The 23,260-nt window shown below is 67.8% G+C and carries 14 protein-coding genes; 2 read left to right on the forward strand and 12 right to left on the reverse strand.

Annotated elements, in window-relative coordinates; genetic code table 11:
- Positions 1–8: 8 nt before the first annotated feature.
- Positions 9–3,275 (reverse strand): hypothetical protein, encoded by a 3,267-nt coding sequence (locus IT371_11790; protein ID MCC6748334.1) that lies wholly within the window; start codon positions 3,273–3,275, stop codon positions 9–11.
- Positions 3,276–3,340: 65 nt separating this feature from the next.
- Positions 3,341–7,057 carry a hypothetical protein gene (locus IT371_11795; protein ID MCC6748335.1) on the reverse strand — a complete coding sequence of 1,239 codons (3,717 nt, stop codon included), beginning with the start codon at positions 7,055–7,057 and terminating at the stop codon, positions 3,341–3,343.
- Between the two features lie 487 nt (positions 7,058–7,544).
- On the opposite strand from IT371_11795, the gene IT371_11800 reads away from it, so the two are divergent.
- Entirely contained in the window at positions 7,545–7,712 is a 168-nt protein-coding gene (locus IT371_11800; protein ID MCC6748336.1) for a hypothetical protein, read from the forward strand.
- Between the two features lie 25 nt (positions 7,713–7,737).
- Here IT371_11800 and IT371_11805 read toward each other — a convergent pair whose 3' ends face one another.
- The 4 genes from IT371_11805 to IT371_11820 form a co-directional block, all read right to left on the reverse strand.
- Positions 7,738–9,000, reverse strand: a complete 1,263-nt coding sequence (locus IT371_11805) for a hypothetical protein (GenBank protein ID MCC6748337.1) — start codon at positions 8,998–9,000, stop codon at positions 7,738–7,740.
- A gap of 329 nt (positions 9,001–9,329) precedes the next feature.
- Positions 9,330–10,754 carry a recombinase family protein gene (locus tag IT371_11810; protein MCC6748338.1) on the reverse strand — a complete coding sequence of 475 codons (1,425 nt, stop codon included), beginning with the start codon at positions 10,752–10,754 and terminating at the stop codon, positions 9,330–9,332.
- Positions 10,755–11,172: 418 nt separating this feature from the next.
- Positions 11,173–11,499: a hypothetical protein gene (locus IT371_11815; protein ID MCC6748339.1), complete on the reverse strand. Its 327-nt coding sequence runs from the start codon at positions 11,497–11,499 to the stop codon at positions 11,173–11,175.
- Positions 11,500–11,520: 21 nt separating this feature from the next.
- Entirely contained in the window at positions 11,521–12,261 is a 741-nt protein-coding gene (locus IT371_11820; protein MCC6748340.1) for a recombinase family protein, read from the reverse strand.
- Positions 12,262–12,668: 407 nt separating this feature from the next.
- On the opposite strand from IT371_11820, the gene IT371_11825 reads away from it, so the two are divergent.
- Positions 12,669–13,868: an IS66 family transposase gene (locus tag IT371_11825; GenBank protein MCC6748341.1), complete on the forward strand. Its 1,200-nt coding sequence runs from the start codon at positions 12,669–12,671 to the stop codon at positions 13,866–13,868.
- Positions 13,869–13,913: 45 nt separating this feature from the next.
- Here the strand turns inward: IT371_11825 and IT371_11830 are convergent, their stop codons facing one another.
- The 6 genes from IT371_11830 to IT371_11855 all read right to left on the reverse strand — a co-directional run bounded on the left by IT371_11830 (position 13,914) and on the right by IT371_11855 (position 23,252).
- The gene (locus tag IT371_11830) at positions 13,914–14,597 is read right to left on the reverse strand and encodes a DUF4276 family protein (GenBank protein MCC6748342.1); all 684 of its coding nucleotides are present in this window, start codon (positions 14,595–14,597) and stop codon (positions 13,914–13,916) included.
- Positions 14,590–15,708, reverse strand: coding sequence for an AAA family ATPase (locus IT371_11835; GenBank protein MCC6748343.1), 1,119 nt, complete (start codon positions 15,706–15,708; stop codon positions 14,590–14,592). The genes IT371_11830 and IT371_11835 overlap by 8 nt, the downstream gene beginning before the upstream one ends.
- A gap of 231 nt (positions 15,709–15,939) precedes the next feature.
- Complete coding sequence (locus IT371_11840; protein ID MCC6748344.1) at positions 15,940–16,305, reverse strand: hypothetical protein; 366 nt, start codon at positions 16,303–16,305, stop codon at positions 15,940–15,942.
- Between the two features lie 329 nt (positions 16,306–16,634).
- Positions 16,635–17,765 (reverse strand): AAA family ATPase, encoded by a 1,131-nt coding sequence (locus IT371_11845; GenBank protein MCC6748345.1) that lies wholly within the window; start codon positions 17,763–17,765, stop codon positions 16,635–16,637.
- Between the two features lie 98 nt (positions 17,766–17,863).
- Entirely contained in the window at positions 17,864–20,149 is a 2,286-nt protein-coding gene (locus IT371_11850) for a heavy metal translocating P-type ATPase (GenBank protein MCC6748346.1), read from the reverse strand.
- Positions 20,150–20,168: 19 nt separating this feature from the next.
- Positions 20,169–23,252: an efflux RND transporter permease subunit gene (locus IT371_11855; GenBank protein ID MCC6748347.1), complete on the reverse strand. Its 3,084-nt coding sequence runs from the start codon at positions 23,250–23,252 to the stop codon at positions 20,169–20,171.
- Positions 23,253–23,260: the final 8 nt, after the last annotated feature.

Below are 23,260 nucleotides of genomic sequence, written 5' to 3' on the forward strand. Positions count from 1 at the left end.
CCGGGCCCCTACTCGCAGCCCGAGGGGAGCCCGTCGCTCGTGATGGGCGTGGGCGCGTACGTGCCGTTACCCGACCGCCCCCCCGCGGCGTAGAGCGCAATCACGCCGTCCCCGCCGCGGAGAAACTGCTGTCCGACGGCAGGACAGGTGCTCGGGCTCCCCGCCATCCCCGGCGCCCCCGTCGCGTCCACGCGTCCGTTGTTGATGAGCTGCCCGCGCGTCACGATCTCGATCGCCCCGCCCGAGCCACCGAAGTAGCCGCCTCGCGCTTCGATGGCGCCGCTCGCGAGATAGACGGAGCCGGCCGTGACGATGCGCAGAGCCCCACCACCACCCCCGGCGCCATTGTACTGCCCGCTCGGAGACGCGCAGCTCCCGAGCCCGTAGCCGCCACCGCCCGAGCCCCCGCGCAGGCTCCCCTGCGCGTCGAGGTGCGAGTAGGTGGCCCCAGCCCGACACCCCGAGGTCCCGAAATCCGCGCTGCCACCCACGGTGCCGAACGAGCCCCCGCACCCCGCGCCGCACACGCAGCCCGCCGTGGACGCCGCGAGGCTGTTCGCGCCACCTCCGCCACCGAGCCCACCGCCGTTGGCGCCCTGGCAGCAGTTGACCAGGTTGTCCCCTCCCGATCCTCCCGCGGGCCCCCCCACGCCGGACCGGGCCGAGGACCAGCCCTCCTGGTACAGGTAGTCTCCACCGCTCACCCGGATCTGCCCCGTGACCGTCAGCCCCCCCGTCGCACGCAGCACGAGCGGCCTCGTGCGCTGCGGAGGCCGAGAGAGGCCAGTTTGCTCGGTGGGCACGATGAGCTCGTCGCCGAGAGAGATGGTGATCGTCCCGAAGTTGTAGGTCCCGTAGCGCGGCGCCGCGTCGGTGTTCACCACGAAAGACCGACCGGAGCGCGTGATCCCCGGGGGCAGCGCGCCATCGTTTGCCCCCGTGTCGGGGTAGTTGCTCGTGTTGAAGTCCCCGTCCGAGCCGTCCCCCGCCGCAAGCCGGCACTGCGTGGGCGAGCTCGGGCACTTCTCGCGTCCCGGGCCGCAGGTGAAGTCGCACCCCAGGCAGTTGCAGGTGGGCGTGGCGTAGAGCGGCGCCGAGCAGGGCGAGCATGCGGTGCCGCAGGTCGCCACCTGGCAGTCGCTCACGCACTGCCCGTTGCAGTTGTGGGTCTGCGGCGCGCAGCTCGCGCAATCGCTATCCGTGTTGCGGTAGCACCCGGAAGGGCAGCAGCCGTCGCCGCTCGTGCACTGGGTGATCGCCGTGGCGCTGCACTGGGCCTGACAGGTGCCCGGGTTGAGCAGCGCGTCGAGCGTGCAGGCGTTCTGATCGTTGCAGCTCGTCGGACAGGCCCCCGTCTGCCCCGCGCCGATCTGCGTGTCGCAGCGCTCGCTCGGCTCCAGCACCCCGTTACCACAGACCGCCGAGCAATCCCCGTCGGTCGCCGCGTTGCACCCCGGGGGGCAGCACCCGTCCCCCGCCTGGCACTGCGTGATCACGGTGAAGCTGCACCGCGCGAGGCAGGTGCCCGGGTTCAGCAGTGCGTCCGCGGTGCACACGCTGCCGTCGCTGCAGCCCACTGGACAGGCCCCCGTCTGCCCCGTCGGAATCGCGGTGTCGCACGCCTCCTGCGCCTCCAGCACGCCGTTCCCGCAGCGCGGCGCGCAATCAGAATCCGTGTTCGCATTGCACCCCGTCGGACAGCAGCCGTCCCCCGCCCGACACTGCGTGATCGCGTTGAAGGCGCAGCTCGCCGCGCAGGTCCCGCCGTTCAGCAGCACGTCCTGCGTACACACGTTCCCGTCGCTGCAGCCGATCGGGCAGGCCCCCGGCTGGCCGATGGCGATCTTGGTGTCGCACCGCTCCGACGCCTCGACCACCCCGTTGCCGCAGCTCGGCGAGCAATCAGAATCGGAGTTCGCATTGCACCCCGTCGGGCAGCAGCCGTCCCCCGCCTTGCACTGCGTGATCGCGTTGAAGACGCAGGTCGCCGCGCAGGTCCCGCCGTTCAAGAGCACGTCCTGCGTGCACGCGTTGCCGTCGCCGCAGCCGACCGGGCACGCCCCGGCCTTCCCGGGAGCGATCTGTGTGTCGCACTTCTCCGGCGCCTCGACGACGCCGTTACCGCAGCTCGCCGAGCAATCGCTGTCGGAGAGCGCGTTACACCCCGCGGGGCAGCAACCGTCGCCGGCCTTGCACTGCGAGATCGCGGCGAAGCTGCACACCGCCCCGCAGGTTCCGCCGTTGAGCAAGCTGTCCTGCGTGCAGGCGTTACCGTCACTGCAGCCGATCGGGCAGGCCCCCGGCTGGCCGATGGCAATCTTGGTGTCGCACTTCTCCGGCGGCTCCACCGTCCCGTTGCCGCAGGTCGCGGAGCAGTCGCCGTCGGAGAGCTTGGTGCACCCCGTCGGGCAGCACCCGTCGCCCCCCTTGCACTGCGTGATCGTGGGCGCGCTGCACGTGGCCCCGCAGGTCCCGCCGTTGAGCAGGCTGTCCTGCGTGCAGGCGTTGCCGTCGTCGCAGCTCGTCGGGCAGGCCCCCGGTTGTCCCGCGGCGATCTGGGTATCGCACGTCTCCGGGGCCTCGACGACCCCGTTGCCGCAGCTCGCCGAGCAGTCCCCGTCGGTCTTCGCCTCGCACCCCGTCGGGCAGCAGCCGTCCCCGCTTCCGCATTCGACGATAACCGTCGCGCGGCAGCTCGCGTCGCAGGTCCCGCCGCCGAGCAGCTCGTCCGCGGTGCAGGCCTGGCCATCGTCGCACTTCGTCGGACAGGCCCCAGGTTGCCCGGCGGGGATCTTCGTGTCGCACAGCTCGGGCAGTTCGACCGCCCCGTTACCGCACGCGCCCGAGCAGTCGCTGTCCGAGGCCGCGTCGCACCCCTTCGGGCAGCAACCGTCGCCCCCCTGGCACTTCGCGATCACCTCGTGCGCGCACGCCGCCTTGCACGTCCCGCCCTCCTTCAACGAGTCCGCCGTGCACCCCTGGCCGTCGTCGCACTTCCCCGGGCAGGCCCCCGGCTGCCCCTCGGGGATCTTCGTGTCGCAGAGCTCGTCCCCCTCGACCACGCCGTTGCCGCAGGTCTGCCCCCCCGTCAGGCCCTTGCACTGCTCGAGGGTCTTGCAGTCGTGATCGTCGCAGTCGACGAGGCCGTCCTTGTCGTTGTCGTCCCCGTCGGTGCAGGTCTTTTGCGTGTCCTCCGCGCGGCTGGCGTTGTCCGCGCAGCCCGTCGCCAATCCGCACAGAACGACGATTCCCCAGGCCCAGAAAACAGCGCGCATCGTCCCCTCCCACAGCTCAGGTCGAGCTGCGTTCTAGCTTCAATGCCGGGAGTTGTCGAGGAGGGCTACTTCTCGCAGCCCGAGGGGAGCCCGTCGCTCTTGGTGGGCGTCGGGGACATCTTGCCGTTCCCCGACATGCCCGACGCGGTGTAGATCGCGATCACGCCGTCGCCTCCCTGCAGGGCCCCCTGACAGCTGCTCGGCGCGCCGGGCCAGCCCGCTGCGCCGGTGGCGATGATGAGCCCGTTGTTGATGATCGTGCCCCGAGCCACGAGCTCGATGGCGCCGCCGGACCCGCCGCCGCCAGCCGCCGAACCTCCCACGCCGCCGCGCGAGGCGATCGTCCCGCTCGCGATGTAGATCGAACCCGCCGTGACGATGCGCAGGGCGCCACCGCCGCCGCCGCCGCCCGACGAGCCCGCGAGGGTGATCGTGCACTGGTTCGCCCCCGCGCCGCCGCCTCCGGAGCCGCCGCGAAGGCTCCCCGAGCCGTCCAGGAAGGCGTACGTGGCTCCCGCGCGGCACCCCGACTTGCCGTAGTCGGCGCTCCCGCCCACCGTGGCGAAGGACCCGCCGCACCCGATGCCGCACACGCAGTCACTCGTAGAGGCCGCGAGCGTGTTCGCGCCGCCACCGCCGCCGATCCCTCCACCGGTAGAGCCCTGGCAGCAGTTCACGAGACCCGCGCCCCCCGCGCCGGCCCCCGGTCCTCCGGCTCCGCCCGGAGCGCTCCCCGTCCGAGTCAGCTTGCCGGGCAGGCCGCTCACGTCGATCGCCCCGCTCAGCGTCAGCCCCTCGGTGCTGCGAAGGATCACGGGCCGGGTGCCGACGCCGGTCAGCGTATCGCCGAGCGCCACGTAGATGGACTTGAAGTTGTACGTCCCGTAGCGCGGCGACGCGTCGGTGTTGACCACGAAGGACCGCGCGTTCCGCGTGATCCCGAGCGGCAGATAGATGTCCCGCGTGCCGTCGCTCGGGTAGTCGTTGGTATTGAACGCCCCATCGGAGCCGTCCCCCCACGTCAGGCGGCACTGCGTCGGGCTCGCGGGGCACTTCTCGCGCCCCGGCCCGCAGGTGAAGTCGCAGGCCTTGCAGTTCACGCAGGCAGGGGTGGCGTACGCCGGAGCGGGACAGGTCACGCAGAGCGAGCCGCAGCTGCCCACGAAGCAGTCGCTCACGCACTTCCCGTTGCAGTCGTGCGTCCCCGGCGCGCAGGCGGCGCAGTCGCTGTCGGTGTTCTTGTAGCAGCCGCTCGGGCAACAGCCGTCCCCGCTCTGGCACTGCGTGATCGGCGTGTAGACGCACTGGGCCTGGCAGGTCCCCGGATTGAGCAGCGTGTCCGTGGTGCACACGTTCTGGTCACCACACCCCTGCGGGCAGGCCCCGACCGACGTGGGTGGAATCTTGATGTCGCACTTTTCCGTCGGCTCGAGCACCCCGTTGCCACAGACGGCCGCGCAGTCTCCGTCGGTGGCCGCGTTGCAGCCCGGAGGACAGCACCCGTCCCCCGCCTGGCACTGCGTGATCACCGTGAAGCTGCACTGGGCCAGGCAGGTGCCGGGATTCAGCAGCAGGTCGGTCGTGCACACGTTCCCGTCGGTGCACGCGGTGGGGCACGAGCCCTTCATCGTCGGTGGAATGGCCGTGTCGCAGAGCTCTTTCGGCTCGAGCACGCCGTTGCCGCACTGCGAGGTGCAATCGCTGTCCGTGTTGGCGTTGCACCCCACGGGACAGCAACCGTCGCCGGCCTGGCACTGCGTGATCGTCGTGTAGCTGCAGGTGGCCGCGCAGGTCCCGCCGTTCAGGAGCGTGTCCTGCGTGCACACGTTCTGGTCGTTGCAGCCCACCGGGCAGGCGCCCGCCTGTCCGATCGGGATCTTGATGTCGCATACCTCGGGCGGCTCGACGACGCCGTTGCCGCAGGTCGGCGAGCAATCGCCGTCGGTGACCGCGTTGCACCCCACCGGGCAGCAGCCGTCGCCTCCCTTGCACTGCGTGATCACGCTGAAGTTGCACGTCGCCGAGCAGGTCCCGCCGTTCAGGAGCGTGTCCTGCGTGCACACGTTCTGGTCGTTGCAGCCCACCGGGCAGGCGCCCGCCTGTCCGACGGGGATCTTCGTATCGCACTTCTCCGGCGGCTCCACCACGGCGTTGCCGCAGGTCGGCGAGCAGTCCGTGTCGGAGAGCGCGTTGCAGCCCACCGGACAGCAGCCATCGCCGGCCTTGCACTGGTTGATCACCGTCGAGGAACACTGGGCCGCGCAGGTCCCGCCGTTGAGCAGCGCGTCCTGCGTGCACGCGCTGCCGTCGTCGCACCGCGTGGGACAGGCCCCGGATTGTCCCGCGGGGATCTTGGTGTCGCACTTCTCCGGCGGCTCCACCACGCCGTTGCCGCAGCTCGCCGAGCAGTCCGCGTCGGACAGGGCGTTGCAGCCCGTCGGGCAGCAGCCGTCCCCGGCCTTGCACTGCGTGATGGCCACCGAGTTGCACGTGGCCGCGCAGGTCCCGCCGTTCAGCAGCGTGTCCTGTGTGCAGGCGTTCTGGTCGTTGCAGCTCGTCGGGCAGGCGCCCACCTGTCCGACGGGGATCTTGGTGTCGCAGCGCTCGGGCACCTCCACCACGCCGTTGCCGCAGCTCGGCGAGCAATCGCTGTCGCTCCGCGCGTTGCACCCGACGGGGCAACAGCCGTCCCCGCTCCGGCACTGCGTGATCGCGCTCTGGCTGCACCCGGCGGCGCAGGTCCCGCCGTTCAGGAGCTTGTCCTGCGTGCAGGAGTTGCCGTCGTCGCAGGCCGTCGGACACGCCCCCGGCTGTCCGGCCGCGACCTTGGTATCGCACTTCTCCGGCGGCTCGACGGTGCCGTTACCGCACGTGGCCGAGCAATCGCCGTCGGAGAGCGCGTTGCACCCCGACGGACAGCATCCATCGCCCCCCTTGCATTGCGTCACCGCCGTCGAGGTGCACGTCGCGCCGCAGGTACCTGGGTTGAGCAGCGTGTCCTGCGTGCAGGCGTTGCCGTCGTCGCAGCCCGTGGGGCAGGCCCCCGACTGTCCCGACGGGATCTTGGTGTCGCACTGCTCCGGAGGCTCGACGGTGCCGTTGCCGCAGGTGGGCGAGCAATCGCTGTCCGACTTCGCGTCGCAGCCCGTCGGACAGCAGCCGTCGCCTCCCTTGCACGCGGTGATCGCCGTGAAAGCGCACACGGCGTCGCAGCTCCCCGCGTTCAGCAGCTTGTCCTCGGTGCAGGAGGCGCCGTCGTCGCAGCTCGACGGGCACGCGCCCGGCTGACCTTCGGCAATCTTCGTATCGCACTTCTCCGGCGGCTCGACGCCCCCGTTGCCGCAGCTCCCCGAGCAGTCGCTGTCGCTCTTCGCGTCGCACCCCTGCGGGCAGCAGGCATCCCCCCCCTTGCACGCGGTGGTGGGCTCGCTCGCGCAGACGGCCGCGCAGGTTCCCGCCCCCTTCACCCCGTCCGCCGTGCAGGCCACCCCGTCGTCGCATCGCGCGGGGCAGGAGCCCGGCTGCCCGTCGGGGATCTTCGTGTCGCACTTCTCCTCGGGGTCGAGCTTCGCGTTGCCGCAGGTCTCCCCGCCCGTATTCCCCTTACACTGCTCGAGCGTCTTGCAGTCGTGATCGTCGCAGTCGATGAGGCCGTCCTTGTCGTTGTCCTCACCGTCCGTGCAGGTCTTCTGCGTGTCCTCGACGCGCGCCGCGTTGTCCACGCAACCCGCGCCGAGGCCCAAGAAAGCGACCACCCCGAGGGCCGAGAACGTCCGCCTCATGCTCGTGTCTCCCTTGCTGTGTGAAGGTCTGCCGAGAGCTGATCCCACGCGCCACCTCACCCCTGTCGTCTCCCGCGCCGACCCGCCGAGGCCGGGCGCCCCGTGGACGCGTCGCGCCGCGCCAACCTGCGGCCCGCGGGGTCGAAGGGTTTTACGCCAGCCGACGTCCTGCGCCTAGGGGCTCCGCCCAAAATTCCGACGCACCGCGTTCGCCGCCTGCAGGCGTCAGGCGGGAAGCCCGGCCCCGGGGCAGGCAGGCGCACCCCTGGCACAGGGATCCGGCATTTGGCGCAGGCGCGCCGAAAGACTGAGGGGGCACGACCTAAGGTGTTGATTCGGCGTGGCCGATTACAGGCACAGGACTTGCTCTACTGACAAGCGGTGGCGCCGAGCAGCCACCCGACGGGGTGAACCGACGATTCCCGGCGGATTCGGCTGATCGAAGGAGCCGAGCTCGGCCACGTAGTAGATAGGTACGGAGGTTGCGATGCCGCTGCTGTTGGTTGCTCTGGTGGCTCTGTTCCTCGGCGCAGGCCTCGTCTCGTCCCTGGGTGCGCTCGTGCACTGGAGCCGAACGCGCCGCGCCGCCTCTCGCCTCGCCGCCCCGCAGTACGTGGCGCTCCGCTACCCCCCGACCCTGCCCAAGCCCCGCTAGCCCTGCGCGGACTCCCGGCCGGTGACTACGGCCGGACCTCGAGGGTCTCGAGCTGACCCATCCCGAGCCCAAGACGATAGTAGGCCAGGCCGTGCTGCTGCACGCGGCTGTCGCTGGCCCCCGGGAGCTGGAAGGTGTGCGTGAGCCGCGTGGTGTTCGACGCGTCGAGGCTCCCCGGGAAGTGCACCGCCAATCGGTAGGTCGCCCCGGCCTCGGGTGCAGGGATGGCCAGCTTCAGCGAGCCCGTGCCGCTCTTCACGCGCGTCGTCAGCGTGTGGCCGGCCATCCAGCGCCCTTCCATGTCCACGTTCGTGACGGAGACACGCGCACCGATGGGAAGCGCCGCGAGGAAGAGCAGGTCGGCCTGGCGCTCTCCGGTCGCAGCCTGGTAGGCCGGCGTGGCGAAAACGTTCCCGTCCACGACCCACGGCTGATAGTGGCGCTGCTGCCGCCCCGAGTGCACCGTCTCGGTGATCACGCGCGTGTAGCCGCGCTCGTAGCCGCCGCCCGGGAGCGGCATCTGGATCTGCTTCTCCGTCGAGCTCCACTCGGTGCGCTTGCCCTGCGCGTTCGCGTAGGCCACGCGGCGGGAACCTCCGACGGTGCACACGGCGGAGACCCGCACGGGCGTGTGCACGGCGAGCGTCTCGGGGCCCGCGAGCTTCAGCGGCGCGGTGTGCCCGACCTGCCCGAAGGCGTCGAAGACCGGCTCGGGAACCGGGGCGTCCAGGATCTCGCGGAACGGCACGAAGCGCAGGGCGCTCGTCACCGCACGGCGCAGCGCGCCGGCATCCACGCCCTCGAGGCGCCAGGGCAGCACCTCCAGGCGGCCGTTCTCGCCGCACACTCCGGGGAGCTCGAGCACCGCCGACTTCTCTTGCGTCTCGATGCGCAGCCGATCCCCGCGCTTGAAGCCGCCGAGACTCCCTTCCCAGGGGTCCACCCGTCGGGGCGCGATGCGCGTCTCGGTGACCGTCGTGACCCACGTGCAGAAGTTCGCCCACGGCTTCTCGCAGCGCGCCACCTGCGGCTTCGGCGAGAGGAGCACCGGGCCCGTCGTCACCGGCGTCGGGCTCTGCTCGGGCGTTTGCCGCGCGGGCAAGCGCACCGCGACCGGCCGGTTCACCAGGTAGAGCGGCATCCCCGCGCGCGCACCCGCGCCTTCGCCCCGCGCGTGCACCGGCACGTTCGCGAAGTTGAAACCCTGCCCCTCGGCGAGCGCCGACGACGCGCTGCCGAGTGTCACGGCCAGCCCCGCTCCGACGAGAAATCGCGACCTCACGCGCATGACGAAACCCTCCTCGAGCGCCCGTAGTGCAGCGGGTGTGCCGGGGCGAATTCCCGAGCGAGGATGCGAGGTGATGACGAGAGCCCCCATCGCACTCCGCGAGAGAGCGTCCGAAAACCAACGGCCGTTGTCCGCCCCCTGAGACATGTCGCAGCGAGCGGACACCTCCACGCGAACCGAGACGTCCACGAGGTTGACCTCGCCCCCCAAAGCCTGCTAGACAAGCGGCCGTCACGGCTCGCAACATCGGCCGGCACCGACGCTACGCCCAGGTAGCTCAGTCGGTAGAACGAGCGCCTCCCCGCAAATGCCCTGATCATCCTTCCGCATCAGAGTTCCAGCCTCGCTCGCGTCTTTCCGCTCCCCAGCACGGCGAACCGATAGTCGAGGTACACGAACGGCAGCCGTACCCGGATGCTCTCCAGGCACGCGCAAAGGTACTCGCGCTTCTCGTCGAAGCTCAAGACGTCGAGGCGCACCGCGCGGGGGATCAAGTCGGGAGAGATCGGTCCGAGCCTGGCCTCGCTCAGTTGCTCGTCGATCCGCGCGAGGTCCATGTCGAGGCGCTCTCGTTCTGGCCTGGCATCCTCGAAGGAGATCACGCCCTCGGCCACGGCCCGCACGAGTCTCTGTTTCGCCTTCCGGCTGGCGTCGCGCTCGGCTTCCAGATTCCTTCCGCCCCCGAGGTCGGCAGCGCGGCGGTAGGCATCGAAGGCCCTCTTGAGCGCCGCACGGTCGCTGAGACGCCTTTCGACATCTTCCAGAACCCTCCTCTCCAGGATCTCCGCGCGGACCATCTTGCGGCCGGGACACTCGGCCGCCACCTCGGTCCTGCTTGCACAGCCGTAGTACGTGGGCCGGTCGTATGGCTCGCCGGTGCGCGGGTTCTTCTTGTGGTCCTTCCAGGTCTTCATGCTGCGTTCGCAATGACCGCATCGAAGGATGCCGAGGCCGGTCAGGAGGTGCGCAGCGGTCGTGCTCTTTCCGCCGCGGGCGTTCCGTCGGCTCTTGGCCAGCAGCACTCGCCTAACGAGATCCAGATCCATGATGGGAGGCCATTGGCCCCGGACGAGGTTGCCCGTTCCATCGTCCTGGTACCCAGCGTAGAAGTTCAAGCGGCGCGGCCTGAGCATCCTGCGGACCGTACCGACGGGGATTCCCGTCGCTCTGGCCGCACCGGAGGCCGCCTGCTCCAACGCTGCGCGCACCACCTGTTCCACGCGACCGGCATCCTTGCTCAGCTCAAGCCCGTGCTCCCCGAGGGTGTAGCCGAGAGGCGGGTGGCCGCCCGCCCATCTGCCCTGGTGCCTCGCCTCGGCTCGGCCCTCGGCCATCCTGCGCCTGATCTGCCGCATCTCGACCGCTGAGAGCCCGCCCGCGAGGTAGAGGTTGAACCATTGCAGATGCTCGTCGGGATCGTAGACAGCATCGGGGGTCGCCACCTTCACCCCGTTTGCGCGGCACAGCTCGATGAACTCAAGCGACTGTCTGGCGGTCTCGTCGCGGCTGAAGCGCGTGTGCTCGATGGCAAGTACGACGTCCAATCTCCGTTGCTTGATCGCGGCGATGATCCGCTGGAGCCCGGGAAGCCGGGCTTGGTCCTGCCCTGAGGCGAAGCCGTCGTCTTCCACGACGACGACCTCCCATCCCCTGCGCTCGGCCACCGCAGGAAGTTGGTTGCGCTGGGCGTCGAGCCTCAACGCGGGCTTGCTCTTGTCCTCCCGGCTCTTGCGGATGTAGATGCCAGCGCGCATTTCAGCTACGCGACCCGCGATTCGCAGCGCTCGAAGTGAGGGCAAGCAGCGCTGCATGACACCTTGTTGCCGTCGGCACCCCCGTCACACGCTCCGCACACGAGCCGCTGGGCCATGATGGCGTTGAGCCGCCCGATCGTGCGCCAGTGCGCCTCTGTTCCCTTGGGCGACTGGGACGCCGTCGTTGCCCCGACGAGGAGCCTGACGATCCTCACCGGGTTGTCTTGGCCGCCGGCCGTGCGCGCTGGCTTCCAGGATGCACTGGCTGCGCCTTCACCCGTCGTTGGTTCCTCGAGTGTGCGGTGGAAGACCGCGGCCATGTCGGCATCGCGTGTGAGCGGAGGCGGCTTCCTGCGCCGGAGCCCTCCGACGGGCACTCGGATGATGGGGACCGGGTAGACCTCGACCTTGCGTGGCTTCATGACTTACCCTTCTTGCGACATTTACCGAGATCCGCGTCGGCGTTTGGAGTCACGCTCTCTTCGTCGCCCGGCTCGTCGGGTTTCCTTCCCCGAACCCCCCCGGGGACCGCGGGGTCCACGACCTTGCGGATAATGGGGACGTACACTGGTCCGCACTCCGCCTCCATCGCGTTCAAGCCCTTCATGAGCGACATTCGGAGCACGGCCGCCCGTGTGATTCCCAGCCTGGCCGCGAGGGTATCCGCGCGCTCCACCATCTCATCGGTGAGACGCAGCGTGGTGGTTGTCTTCGCCTCGTCTCCGACTATCGTCTTCTTGGGCATCGTGTTCTTCTCCTTCCCACTTCAGTTCCCCTCACGCCGAAGCAGCCTGCTGATAGTGGGTTGTCTCCACGGCGAGCTTACGCATCGCCGCCCGCGAACCCTCTTGCCGAGGGCGTTGAGATGGTCCGCGATCTGTCGTTGGGTCCAGCCCTCGGCGTATAGCTTCTTGACGAGGGAGATCGTATCCAGCTCGCCGGAGTCTGGTTCTAGGTGCTTCCCGTCTGCGGAAAGGCGCTGACCGAGGGGTATGCGACCGACCCTCTCTCCCTTCGCCTTCTTGGAGGCAAGAGCGAACTTCGTCCGTTCCGAGACGAGGTTCCGCTCCATCTCGGCGCCGGCAGCCATGACTGTCAGGAAGAACCGGCCCATCGCCGAGGTCGTATCGACCGCCTGCCCGCCGAGATCGACAAGGTGAAGAGCCACACCCCGCTGGTCCCATCCCCTCGTCGTGTTTAGACAGTCGCCGGCATCCCTGAAGAGGCGGTCGAGCTTCCAAGCGATCACGGCCCCGACCTCTCCCCGGTCAACACGCTCGCGCACCAAGTTGCCACCGGGGCGCTCGGCAAAGGGCCGCCCTGCGCTCACGCCGGGATCTTGGACGACCATGTCCAGCTCGAGCCCTCTCATCTCGCAGTAGGCGCGGAGGGCACGCTCCTGCGCTTCCATCGACACGCCTCCTGAAGCCTGCTCCTCGGTCGAAACCCGGCAATACGCGATGGCCCTGCGTCCGCTGGCAGGTTGTCGGGGCCTCGTCCGTCGCATCGTTTGGCACCTCGGTGTTATTGTATGATGATAGCATATTGGTTGTAGTATGCACTAGCGAACGGTAGTCGATACCCATCATGTGCCCAACCAATGAGTATCATTTGTGATGTTAGGCGACATGCCAGTAACGCACTGGTATCATTGTTGATCTTCTGTACCCCTCGTCAAACGGTCGGAGGGCCTGGCAATGACCAGGGGTGGGGCGGGCCCTTTTGGCCGGTCCTGGGCGGGCTGGGAGCGGCTGGGGCCCCCTTCGCGGGAGCAGTGAGACTCCGCCGAATCGTTGGGTGGCGCCGGGGCCGGGGCCTGCATGTGAGGCCGCGTGTTCGCTGCGCGGCTTTCACCTGCGCGTTCGTGGACTCGCCCTCGGTACAGGTCGGCGGCGTCCGGCCTCGCTCGTGGTCGTGCGCACGCACAAGCCGAAGTTTGTGCCGAAGGAGCGCGAGCGCTGCGCGGCGACGGAGGTCTTGCAGGCCAGTCCCCCGGAGCTCCCCATCGAGCGCGGCCTCGCCGGTCCGGGGCTCCTCGCGGACACCATCGTCCGGCGCTGGCAGGACCACCTGCCGCTGCATCGGCTGGAGCGCATCTACGGCCGCGAGGGGCTCGAGCTGGCGCGCTCGACGATCTGCACCTGGCACGCCGAGCTGGCGGCGCTCGTCGAGCCGCTGATCGACGCGATGTGGGAAGACGCGCTCTCGTCGCCGTACCTCTGCACCGACGCGACCGGCGTACTGGTCCAGGCCAACGAGAAGTGCCGCCGCGGGCACTTCTGGGTCGTCGCAGCCCCCGAGAGGCACGTGCTCTTCGGCTATGCGCCCAAGCACGATTCCGCCGGGGTCGACCGGCTGCTCGGCGACTACCGCGGCTACCTCGTCGCTGACGCGCACACGGTCTTCGACCACCTCTATCGGAATGGCCAGGTCGTGGAGGTCGCCTGCTGGGCCCATTGTCGCCGCTACTTCTTCAAGGCCTTGGCCACCGACCCCGACCGGGCGCGCCTGGCCCTCGCGCTGATCAACGAACTCTTCCGCCTCGAGCGCACCCGCGCCCGCGGCTCGCCCGAGCAGCGCCTGGCCGTCCGCCAGGCGGAGTCCCGCCCCATCGTCGAAAGGTTTTTCTCCTGGTGCGAGGAGCAGGCCGAGCTGGTGCTCGACGAGACGCCGATCTGCAAGGGCATCGGCTACGCCCGCAACCAGAGGACCGCGCTCGAGCGCTTTCTCGCGGACGGCCGCTTGCCCCTGCACAACAACTGGAGCGAGCGCGAGCTGCGCCGCGAGGCCGTGGGCCGTAAAAACTGGCTCTTCGTCGGTAACGACGATGCGGCCGAGGTCAACGCCTCCTTCGTCTCCCTCCTCGCCAGCTGTCAGCTCCACGCCATCGAACCCTGGAGCTACCTCCGCGACCTCTTCTGCCTCATCCCCAGCTGGCCCAGACGCCGCGTCCTCGACCTCTCCCCCCTCCACTGGCAACAAACCTCCCAGCAGAGCGACACTCAGCAGCGTCTCGCCGCCAACATCTTCCGCCAGGCCACCCTCCTGCCGCTCGCCAACCATGACCTACGTGATAGCAGCCCACCGCCTCCAAGTACCCACGCGATTCGTTGAACGGATACATCAGGACGAGCCTCCCAGCAGAACCCGTGCGTCAACCTACAGCAGCCAAGTTTCCAGCTGCTCAAGCCATAGCTTGAACCGTGGGCATTCGGCGCGGATGCGTTCGAGTCCGATCTCCAGGATCGCAAGGCATCCCATCAGCGGCTTCTCATAGTTCGGCACGAGGGACACAACCCGCTTGGAGGGGGCAGTGATCGGAGAGTCGTTGATCTCCTCGGGACTGGCGAACGCATCACGGATGTTTTGGAAGTCCTTCTCGAGCCCGGGATGTCCTATCCCGGTGGCAAACGCCGCGCAGTCGCTGAACAGCAATCCCTCAAACTCGTGCATGACCAGGAAGGGCATGAAGCGGCGAGCGTCGCCGAGTTGTTCCTCGACGTCCTTCAACAGTGCTCGCTCAACGACTTCAGCCCTCTGAGCGAAGGGCAGAGACGCCGCCTCCTTCCGCGATGGCCAGGCCCTGTCACCGTTCTGCGGAAGCGCATAGTAGTCCACCATTGTGGTTGCACGGCAGCCGGCGTCCTCCTTGAGGTGCTTGAGGATATCGTCTCGCACGGAGCTCCATGGGCATATCCCGCCCCGACGCGCACGCTGCCGTGCGTTGCCGACCAGCCGAGCACTCACCTTCAGATAGCCGTAGCTGAGGAGGTGCGACTGGAGGATCTCGTTGACGAAGGTCTCCTCAGTCTGACCTTCGACGTGGATGAGAAGTCTAGTCATCTCTTCGCTCGGTCGCCGGTCGACCTCCCAGCTCATTCTTCTCCCAGAGCTGTCCTAGGCTGTAGTCCTCAAGCCACGCAGCCAGCCTGTCTGGATCCAGCGGAGCAAGCTCGGTCGCCCCATTGATGCGGTCCGCAACCAGAACCTGCTTCGGGTCGAAGTGATCCAGCAGCACCGGCGACTGTGTCGACAGGAGGACCTGTGTCTCGGCGGACGATTGCTTCACCAGCGACGCAAGCATTGTGATCGCGAATGGATGAAGGCCCAGTTCTGGCTCGTCGACCACCACCACAGACGGCCGAAGTGGACCCGGCTGAAGGAACAGAGCCGTCAGGGCAATGAATCTAAGGGTCCCGTCGGAAAGGGACGAAGCATCGAAGTATGAGTCAGAGCCCTTGTGCTTCCACTCCAAGCGAATCTTGTCGGGATTCAACTTCTGCGGTTCGAGTTGGAAGTCATCGAAAAAAGGAGCCACCCGTTGAACGGTCCGCCGGATCAACCGATATGACGTCTCGTGTTGCTCGCGAAGGAAGTAGAGGAAGGGGGCGAGATTGGACCCGTTGGGGCGCAGGAATCGATTGTCGTTGAGGTCGGCTGTCTTCTTCATCGGCGACTTTGAGCTGGTGTCGTGGAAGTGGAATAGGCGCCAGCTGCCCAGGTGCCGTCGAACGTAGTTGCCGATCCGCCCGCAGTCGGGGCTGCTGATTCCCGCTTCCCCATGGTTGGGGATGAGGCTTTCGCTGTACGGTTGCTGATACTTGCGCTTGTCCCAGAACGAGACCCACTCCTCATTGACGTAGAGCTGGTCCGTTTCGCTGGCCTTGAGCGCGATCTCGTACTGATTAACGCCCTCCGTGAACGAGACGTGAAGTCGCACTTCCTCTGTTCCAGAAGACCCGAAGTGCAGGATTCTGTCGGCCCCACCGGCGCGTGCGACGTAGTCCTGAAGGGCCCCCTCGCGGATGGCATGCAGGAACTCGAAGACCCCGATGAAGTTTGACTTGCCCGAACCGTTCGGGCCGATCAGAACGGTCACTGGCTCCAGCTGCAGGCATTCGATGGCCCGAATGCTCTTGAAGCCCTTGATGGTGATGGTGTCTAGTTCTGCCATGTAGTTGCCCTGTCGGGTGCACGTCTAGCGTAGCGCACGAGCCTCCATCAGCCACCTTCCTGCCATCGGTCCTCTTCGCGATTGGCGAGAGTTCTGACCAGGCTCGCCGTCTCCCAGGCACCCTATGGGTGGCGGGCAGGAAGCACCACATTTGCATATCATAACAACATGCAATGACTAGACTTCCATGGTCTGGAAGTCCTACGATGGGCGTCGCTGCCACCGCCCGCCTCACGCTCCAACCGGCCTGCCCGTGGCCGGGGCGATCTGCCGCATGATGTGGTCCAGGATCTTGAACAGCGTGTCGATCTCACTGGCGAACTGCGTCTTGAAGTAGTCCGCGACTGAGCCGCACCCCGTGGCCATGGTGGCCTGCTCGTAGTTGCCATGCAGCATGGTGTTCCGCACGGCCGTGATCTTCTTGATCCCGTCGGCCTGGTCATCGTAGGGCAGCGTGATGAGTCCCAGCCTCTTGCTCGTCGCCTTCTCCAACAGGGTGTGCAGCGTGTCCTGGTCGCCCGCTTTAGGACCGAGCACGATGCGGACGAACCGCTCCAGCGCCGGCACTGCACGAACCTGGCTGCACTTGCAGCCCAATGCGGCCCACCGGGCGAACGGACGGCACCGTGTGCACCCCGTCCGCCACGACGCCACCTGCGAAAGCATCGAACCTGGGTGGGACACTCGGCCAACGAAGATGACAACACGATGCTCAAAAACACATCGTTTCTCGTCGAAGCTGCCCAAGACTGGTACCTGTGCATGATGAATGGAGATCAGTCGTGCCTGACCGTGCTCTGCAAGACGAATTGATGACAACGCAAGGGCGCGTGGAGCGGATTGCAGCTGCTGGGCGTGATCCTGCTCGCTTCTTGTAGGGCACCGGGGTCGCAGCCGGAGGATGCAAGCGACGACAGACATCCCCTTTAGGGGTGTCGTCGCTTGCTCACCGCGACAGAGCTCCCGGGCCGGCTGTCGCCGCTACGGTCGGCTTTTCGGCCGGGAATGAGCTTGCCGCCGGACCGCCTGAGCCGGTCCTGCTCGCAGAGATCCTTCGCCAGCCTTTGGGAGCGCTTGGCCTCGAGATTCAGCAGCTTTCCCGCAGCCGTCGCATCGTACTTGCCAGGATGACGAATTATCAGAGAAACGAGCCGCTCATGGTTCTCGCCTGTCCTCCGGCGGGTGCCTCCATGTGGCGCGGGGGGATCACAGGTGCGCAACCGGACGGTCTGCACGTCCTTCACCTTGCCATCGGTGAACTCCAGGGTGAATCCCGCCGGGTCGGCGGGCGCGTTGTCTCGATGCTCCACGTCAACGCGCCTCGGCGAGGCCGCGTCGTCGGACTCCCTTTGCACCCGAATGAGTCCGTCAAGCCAGGCTCCGAGCGTGCTCGAACCGCGTAGAGACTGAAGCGGCGAGCGCATACCAGCCCGCTTGCTCTCGTGGTGGGTGACGACGATCGACATCCCACGGCTGAACTCGCGAAGGTCGCGGATCTGGTTGAGGACGGCCTGCATGTCGCCCGCAGTATTCTCATCCAACCCGCTCGTCGCCGTGACAAAGGGATCGATCACCAGGAGGTCGGGCTGCTCTGCCTCGAGAGTGGCCCGAAGTTGTCCCATCGATTCCTTGCTGTGCAGGTCGATGCGACCTGGCCAGATTGGGAGTAACGGCCCGACGGCCTCCGGCGCGACCTTCCTGCCCCAGCACAGACCGTAGAGCCTATTGCAGCGGGCGTTCGGGCTGCCTTCTGGCGATACGATCAACGTTCGCCCGCTCCGGGTGGCCCGCCAACGGTCCAGCACGCGCCCGCGTGTCGCCAGAGCGATAGCGATGTCGAAGCAGAGCCACGTCTTTCCCGCCTTCTCCTGCCCACCCATGACGACGCAGGAATCCTCTGGGATGAGGCCGTCGATCAGCCACGCCGTGGGGCGAGGCTTGGCCTCGTGGAAGTGCGTCAAGTGGACTCGTCCCGATGGCAGTTCAATCGGAAGCTTCCCGGGCTCCTCGAGCAGTACCTTCCTGACAATGCGAACTTCAGGTACGCTCTTCTTCATCGTTTCCTCCATTGACGCTCGGTCGGCTTGGCGGCTTTGGCCGAGCGTCAATCTTCATATACCATCATCAGTCTTCGACGATCACCCCGTTCGCTCCGTTAGCTTGGCCAGCAATCTCTCCCTTTGTCCGGTAGTCGCTTGGGTACGGCGGCCGCGTGGGCAGGACTGGCATCCGCATTTGCCGCACGCTTCCCGATGTCACCTTTCACGCCGCTGCTTAGGAGTCTGAGGCCGTTCGCCACGACGAGTAGCGACGCGCCCATGTCAGCGGCGATGGCCATCCATAGGGTGGCGAGATTGGCGGCAGCGAGGACCAGGAACAGCGCCTTCACACCGAGGGCGAAGTAGATGTTCTGGTGGATGACGCGCAGGGTTCGTCTGGCGTGCTCGACAAGCCAGGGGAGCCGGCCGAGATCATCGGCGATCAGGGTCACGTCGGCGGTCTCCACGGCGGCCGCGGTGCCGATCCCTCCCATGGCGATCCCGAGTGAGCTCGCCGCCAGAGCCGGCGCGTCGTTGACCCCGTCACCCACCATTGCCACGACGCCCAGGCGACGGGCAAGGTCCTCGACTGCCTTGACCTTGTCTCCCGGAAGGAGCTCGGCCTTGATCTCGTCGACGCCGGTGGCAACCCCAACAGCCTCGGCTGTGTGCCGGTTGTCGCCCGTCAGCATCACGACCTTCTCCAAGCCCAGGTCGTGCAGAGCACGCACGACTCCGTCCGCCGCCTCGCGGACGCCATCTCCGACGCTGATCAGGCCGCACACGTGTCGGTCATTGCCGATCGCCACCAGCGAGTGGCCAGCGTCCTCCAGCGTGGCTGCCTGCTGATGAATCTCGGGCGTCTCCTGGCCCCGCTCCTCGAGCAGCCGGTGGCTGCCGATCCAGTACCGCGTCCCATCGACGACCCCCTCCGCGCCCAGGCCCTGAAGCGCTTGGAAGCTCTCGGCGGGCTTGGCCTCGACGAGCGCCTTGGCGGCGTAGTCCAGGACGGCTCGGGCCAGCGGATGGGTCGAGTTCGACTCCAGGGCTGCCGCGATACGCAGAAGATCGCCCTCCGTGTGTTCGTTGAGCGGCAGGACCTTCTGCACGCGAGCGCGGCCGTGGGTCAGAGTGCCGGTCTTGTCGAGAGCCATGCCCTTCAGATGAGCCGCGGTCTCGAGGAACGCGCCGCCCTTGATCAGGATGCCCGCCCTGGCGGCGGCGGTCAGGCCCGAGACGACGCTCACGGGGGTCGAGATCACGAGCGCGCAGGGGCAGGCGATCACGAGGAGCACGAGGGCCTGATAGAGCCAGCGGCCCCAGCCACCCCCCGCGATGAGCGGAGGCACGGTGGCGAGGAGCACGGCGAGGGCCAGCATGACGGGCGTGTAGATCCGCGCGAAGCGCTCCACCCACTGCTCGCTAGGGGCGCGGCGGGACTGCGCCTCCTCCACCATCCGGACGATGCGGGAGAGCTGCGTGTCCTCGAGGGTGCTAGTCGTCCGGAGCTCGATCGCCCCGTCGCCGTTGATGGTGCCGGCGAAGAGCTGGTCCCCAACCGTCTTGGGCACCGGCCGCGACTCGCCGGTGATTGGCGACTGATCGACCTCGGTGGTCCCGGCGAGCAGCACCCCATCGAGCGGCACGCGTTCGCCGGGCCGCACCAGGACTGTCGCGCCGACCGGCACCTCGGCGACGGCTCTCTCGGTAACAGGTGCCTCCGGTCCGGAGCGGAGGCGGGCCATGGGCGGGGTGACGGCCACCAGCGCCTGGATCGCCCGCCGCGCCCGACCCACGCTCCAGCTCTCGAGGAGCAGCGCCAGGGAGAAGAGGAAGGTGACGGTCGCGGCCTCGAACCACTCGCCAATGGCCACGGCGCCGGCCGCGGCGATGGTCATGAGCAGGTTCATGTCGGGCCGCAGCTTGCGCAGCGCGAGCAGCGCCCGCGGCAGGATGAACCAGGCGCCCGAGATCGCCGCGCCCAGGTAGGGAAGGACCGCCCACCAGGGGAGCGCCTGGGCCTTGCCGGCGAGCGCCTGGACCACCCCGCCACGCAGCAGCGCCTGCACCACGAAGCCACCGAGGAGAAGAAGGCCGCTCGCCGCGCACATCCAGAGGCGGCCATGCCGCGCCCAGCCGCTGACCGGACCAGGGCTGGCCTCGGACCAGGGCAGGGCCTCCATCCCGGTTCGGCCCACCGCCTCGCGGATGGCTTGCGCGGTGACCGGCGGCGCCCCGGGGGCGATCGTCATCTTGCCGCGCAGGACATCGAAGACGATGCGCTCCTCGCCGCCGCAAAGCGGCACGAGCTCGCGCTTGAGGGCCGTGACCTCCTCGGCGCAGTCCATGCCTCGGATCTTGAATCGCAGCGCCGCGGGCTCGTTCTTTGATTCTGCCGGCATGGTGCCTCCCTTCCGTCTGCTACGGCTCGATCTCTGCCTTGGCAAGGGCGAAGCGGGTTGCGAACAGCGAGTAGATCGTCGGGAGCACGATGAGCGTGAGCAGCGTCGAGGTGATGAGCCCGCCCATGACCACCACGGCGAGAGGCTTCTGGATGTCCGCCCCGGAGCCCGTCGCGTAGAGCATCGGCAGGTGGCCGATGAAGCTCGTGAGCGCGGTCATGAGTAGCGGGCGGAAGCGGAGGTCACAGCCCTTAGTCACGGTTTCGGCCACGGATTCTCCCTGCTCGCGGAGCTGGCGGAAGAACGCCACGAGGACGACGCCGTTCTGGACGGCGATGCCGAGGAGCACGATGAAGGCGACCGCGGCAGACACCGACACCGGCATCTGGAAGGCGACGACGGCGATTACCCCGCCGACGAGCGCGAACGGCAGGTTGAGCAGGACGAGCAGGGAGCTCCAGATCGACCCGAGCGCCATGTACAGCAGCACCATGATCAAGAGGAGCGCTACCGGAACCACGATGGCGAGCTGGCGCATGGCGCGCTGTTGGTTCTCGAACTGGCCCCCGTACTCCACGTAGTAGCCGGACCGCAGCTCCTTCACGAGGGGTGCGAGCTTGGCCTGGACCTCGCTCACGAACCCGCCCAGGTCGCGGCCGCGGATGTTGGCCTCGGCCACCACGCGCCGCATGCCGTTCTCGCGGCTCACCTGCGCGGGCGCCTCGACGATCTGAAACTTCGCGATCTGGGAGAGCGGCACGCGCTCGCCGGCCGGGGCCGTGACCAGCAGCCGCTCGAGCTCCGCTATGTCGCCTCGCGCGGACTCGGGGAACCGCACGACCACCGCGAATCGGCGCTGCTCCTCGATCATGGTCGTGGCCTTCTTGCCCGCGACGGTGGTCTCGATCGCGGCGTTGACGTCGCCGATCTTGATGCCGTGCCGGGCCACCGCCTCGCGGTCGATGACCACGTCGAGCTGGTTCATTCCGGACACCTGCTCGACCTTCACATCCCGTGCGCCCTCGATCCCTTGCAGCACCGACGCGGCGCGATCCGCGAACTTCTTGAGCACCTCGAGGTCCGGGCCAAAGACCTTGACCGCGAGGTCGCTCTTGACGCCGGAGATGAGCTCGTTCACCCGGAGCGCGATCGGTTGCGAGAACGAGAAGCGTAGGCCCGGGATCTGCGCGAGGTCCTTCTGGATGACCTCGACCAGGGCCGCCTTGTCACGTCCTGTGCCCCACGTCTTGCGCGGCTTGAGCATGATGAACACGTCCGTCTGCTCCGGCCCCATCGGGTCCTCCGAGATCTCGGCGCGGCCGGTCTTGCTCACCACGGCCTCGACCTCGGGGAACTTGCGCAGGCGCTGCTCCATGAAGGTCGCGACCTTCACCGAACCGTCGAGCGAGGCGTTCGGAAGCCGCACCACGTTGACCGCGATGGAGCCCTCGTCGAGCGGCGGCATGAACTCCGTGCCCATGAAGGGGAGGAGCACCAGCGAGGCGACGAGCACGCCGCCCGAGATCCCGAGCGTCACGCCCGGGCGCCGTACCGCGCGGCCGAGCAGCCGCACGTAGGCCCGGTGAAAGCGACGGATGAAGCCGAACTCCTTCTCGGGGGTCTGCTTGAGGAAGATCTCCGAGAGGACGGGGATGACGGTCAGCGCCACTACGAGCGAGACCAGGAGCGCGATGAGCATGGTCGCCGCGAGCGGAGCGAACATCTTGCCCTCGATCCCCTGCAGGGTGAAGAGCGGGACCAGGATGATGGCGATGATGAGCACCGAGAAGGCGACCGGCCGCGCGACCTCGCGGAGCGCCTCGGCCACCACCCGGCGCTTGTGCTCCCTCTCGGTCCGGTGCGCGAGGTGCCTCCGGATGTTCTCGACGACCACGATCGAGGCGTCGACCACCATGCCGACGGAGAACGCCAGACCCCCGAGGCTCATCAGGTTCGAGCTGATGCCTGCCGAGCCCATGAAGATGAAGCTCACCAGGAAGGTGAGCGGCAGCGAGAACACGACGATGAGCGCGGTCCTGAACTCCGCGACGAACAGAAAGAGGATCAGGATGACGAAGATGCCGCCCTCGAGGAGCGCGTCGACCACGGTCTTGATGCACGCCTCGATGAGCGAGGTCCGGTCGTAGAAGACGTTGAGGCGTACCCCCTCGGGGAGCGTGCTCTGGATCTTGCTGATCGACTCCTTGACCCGGCTGACGACGTCCTGGGAGTTCGCGCCCTTGAGCATGATGATCATGCCGGCCACGACCTCGCCCTTGCCGTCTCGCGAGACCGCTCCCTGGCGGGGCTCGGCGCCGATGACGATCTCCGCCACGTCCCGCACGTAGACCGGCGCGCCGTCCTTGGACTTGAGCACGATGCGCTCGATGTCCGGGATGTCCTTGAGCAGGCCCACGCCGCGCATGTAGAGCTGCTCCCAGCCTCGCACCACGACGCCCCCACCCGCGTTGGCGTTGCCCTGCTCGACAGCCCCCACGACGTCGTTGACGGTCAGGCCGTACTTGACGAGCTTCTCGGGCGATACCAAGACCTGGTACTGCTTGACCTCGCCGCCGAAGCTGTTGACCTCGTTCACCCCGGAGATAGGCTTGAGCAGCGGCGAGACGATCCAGTCCTGGACCGTGCGCAGCTCCATCGCGCCCTTCCGGTCGCCCTCTAGCGTGTACTGGAGGATCTCACCGAGGCCAGTGGAGATCGGCCCCAGCTCGGGGTCCACGCCCGGAGGAAGCTGCTCGCGCGCCATGCTGAGGCGCTCGAAGACGACCTGACGGGTCCAGTAGGTATCCGCGCCGTCCTCGAAGATAATGACCACCTGCGAGAGCCCGGCCTTGGACAGCGACCGCACTTGCTTCACGCGAGGCAGGCCGCGCATCACTTGTTCGATGGGGTAGCTCACCCGCTGCTCGACGTCGACCGCCGCGAGCCCGGGGGACTTCGAGAGGATCATGACCTGCGTGTTGGTCACGTCCGGGAAGGCATCGATCGGCAGGTGTAGCCAGGCGAAGACGCCCGCGGCGACGAGGACCGCGGTGCCGAGGAGCACGAGGAGCCGGTTCTTCAGAAGGAAAGTGATCTTTTTCACGGCGGTCT

This window comes from Deltaproteobacteria bacterium (assembly GCA_020848905.1).
Lineage (GTDB): Bacteria > Myxococcota_A > Polyangia.

Excerpts from the sequence above, each read along its gene's own strand:
- IT371_11805 (MCC6748337.1), bottom strand. The coding sequence starts at position 9,000 with ATGCGCGTGAGGTCGCGATTTCTCGTCGGAGCGGGGCTGGCCGTGACA.
- IT371_11830 (MCC6748342.1), bottom strand. The coding sequence starts at position 14,597 with ATGACTAGACTTCTCATCCACGTCGAAGGTCAGACTGAGGAGACCTTC.
- IT371_11850 (MCC6748346.1), bottom strand. The coding sequence starts at position 20,149 with ATGCCGGCAGAATCAAAGAACGAGCCCGCGGCGCTGCGATTCAAGATC.
- IT371_11820 (MCC6748340.1), bottom strand. The coding sequence starts at position 12,261 with ATGCGACGGACGAGGCCCCGACAACCTGCCAGCGGACGCAGGGCCATC.
- IT371_11835 (MCC6748343.1), bottom strand. The coding sequence starts at position 15,708 with ATGGCAGAACTAGACACCATCACCATCAAGGGCTTCAAGAGCATTCGG.
- IT371_11810 (MCC6748338.1), bottom strand. The coding sequence starts at position 10,754 with ATGCGCGCTGGCATCTACATCCGCAAGAGCCGGGAGGACAAGAGCAAG.
- IT371_11790 (MCC6748334.1), bottom strand. The coding sequence starts at position 3,275 with ATGCGCGCTGTTTTCTGGGCCTGGGGAATCGTCGTTCTGTGCGGATTG.
- IT371_11845 (MCC6748345.1), bottom strand. The coding sequence starts at position 17,765 with ATGAAGAAGAGCGTACCTGAAGTTCGCATTGTCAGGAAGGTACTGCTC.
- IT371_11795 (MCC6748335.1), bottom strand. The coding sequence starts at position 7,057 with ATGAGGCGGACGTTCTCGGCCCTCGGGGTGGTCGCTTTCTTGGGCCTC.
- IT371_11815 (MCC6748339.1), bottom strand. The coding sequence starts at position 11,499 with ATGCCCAAGAAGACGATAGTCGGAGACGAGGCGAAGACAACCACCACG.
- IT371_11800 (MCC6748336.1), top strand. The coding sequence starts at position 7,545 with ATGCCGCTGCTGTTGGTTGCTCTGGTGGCTCTGTTCCTCGGCGCAGGC.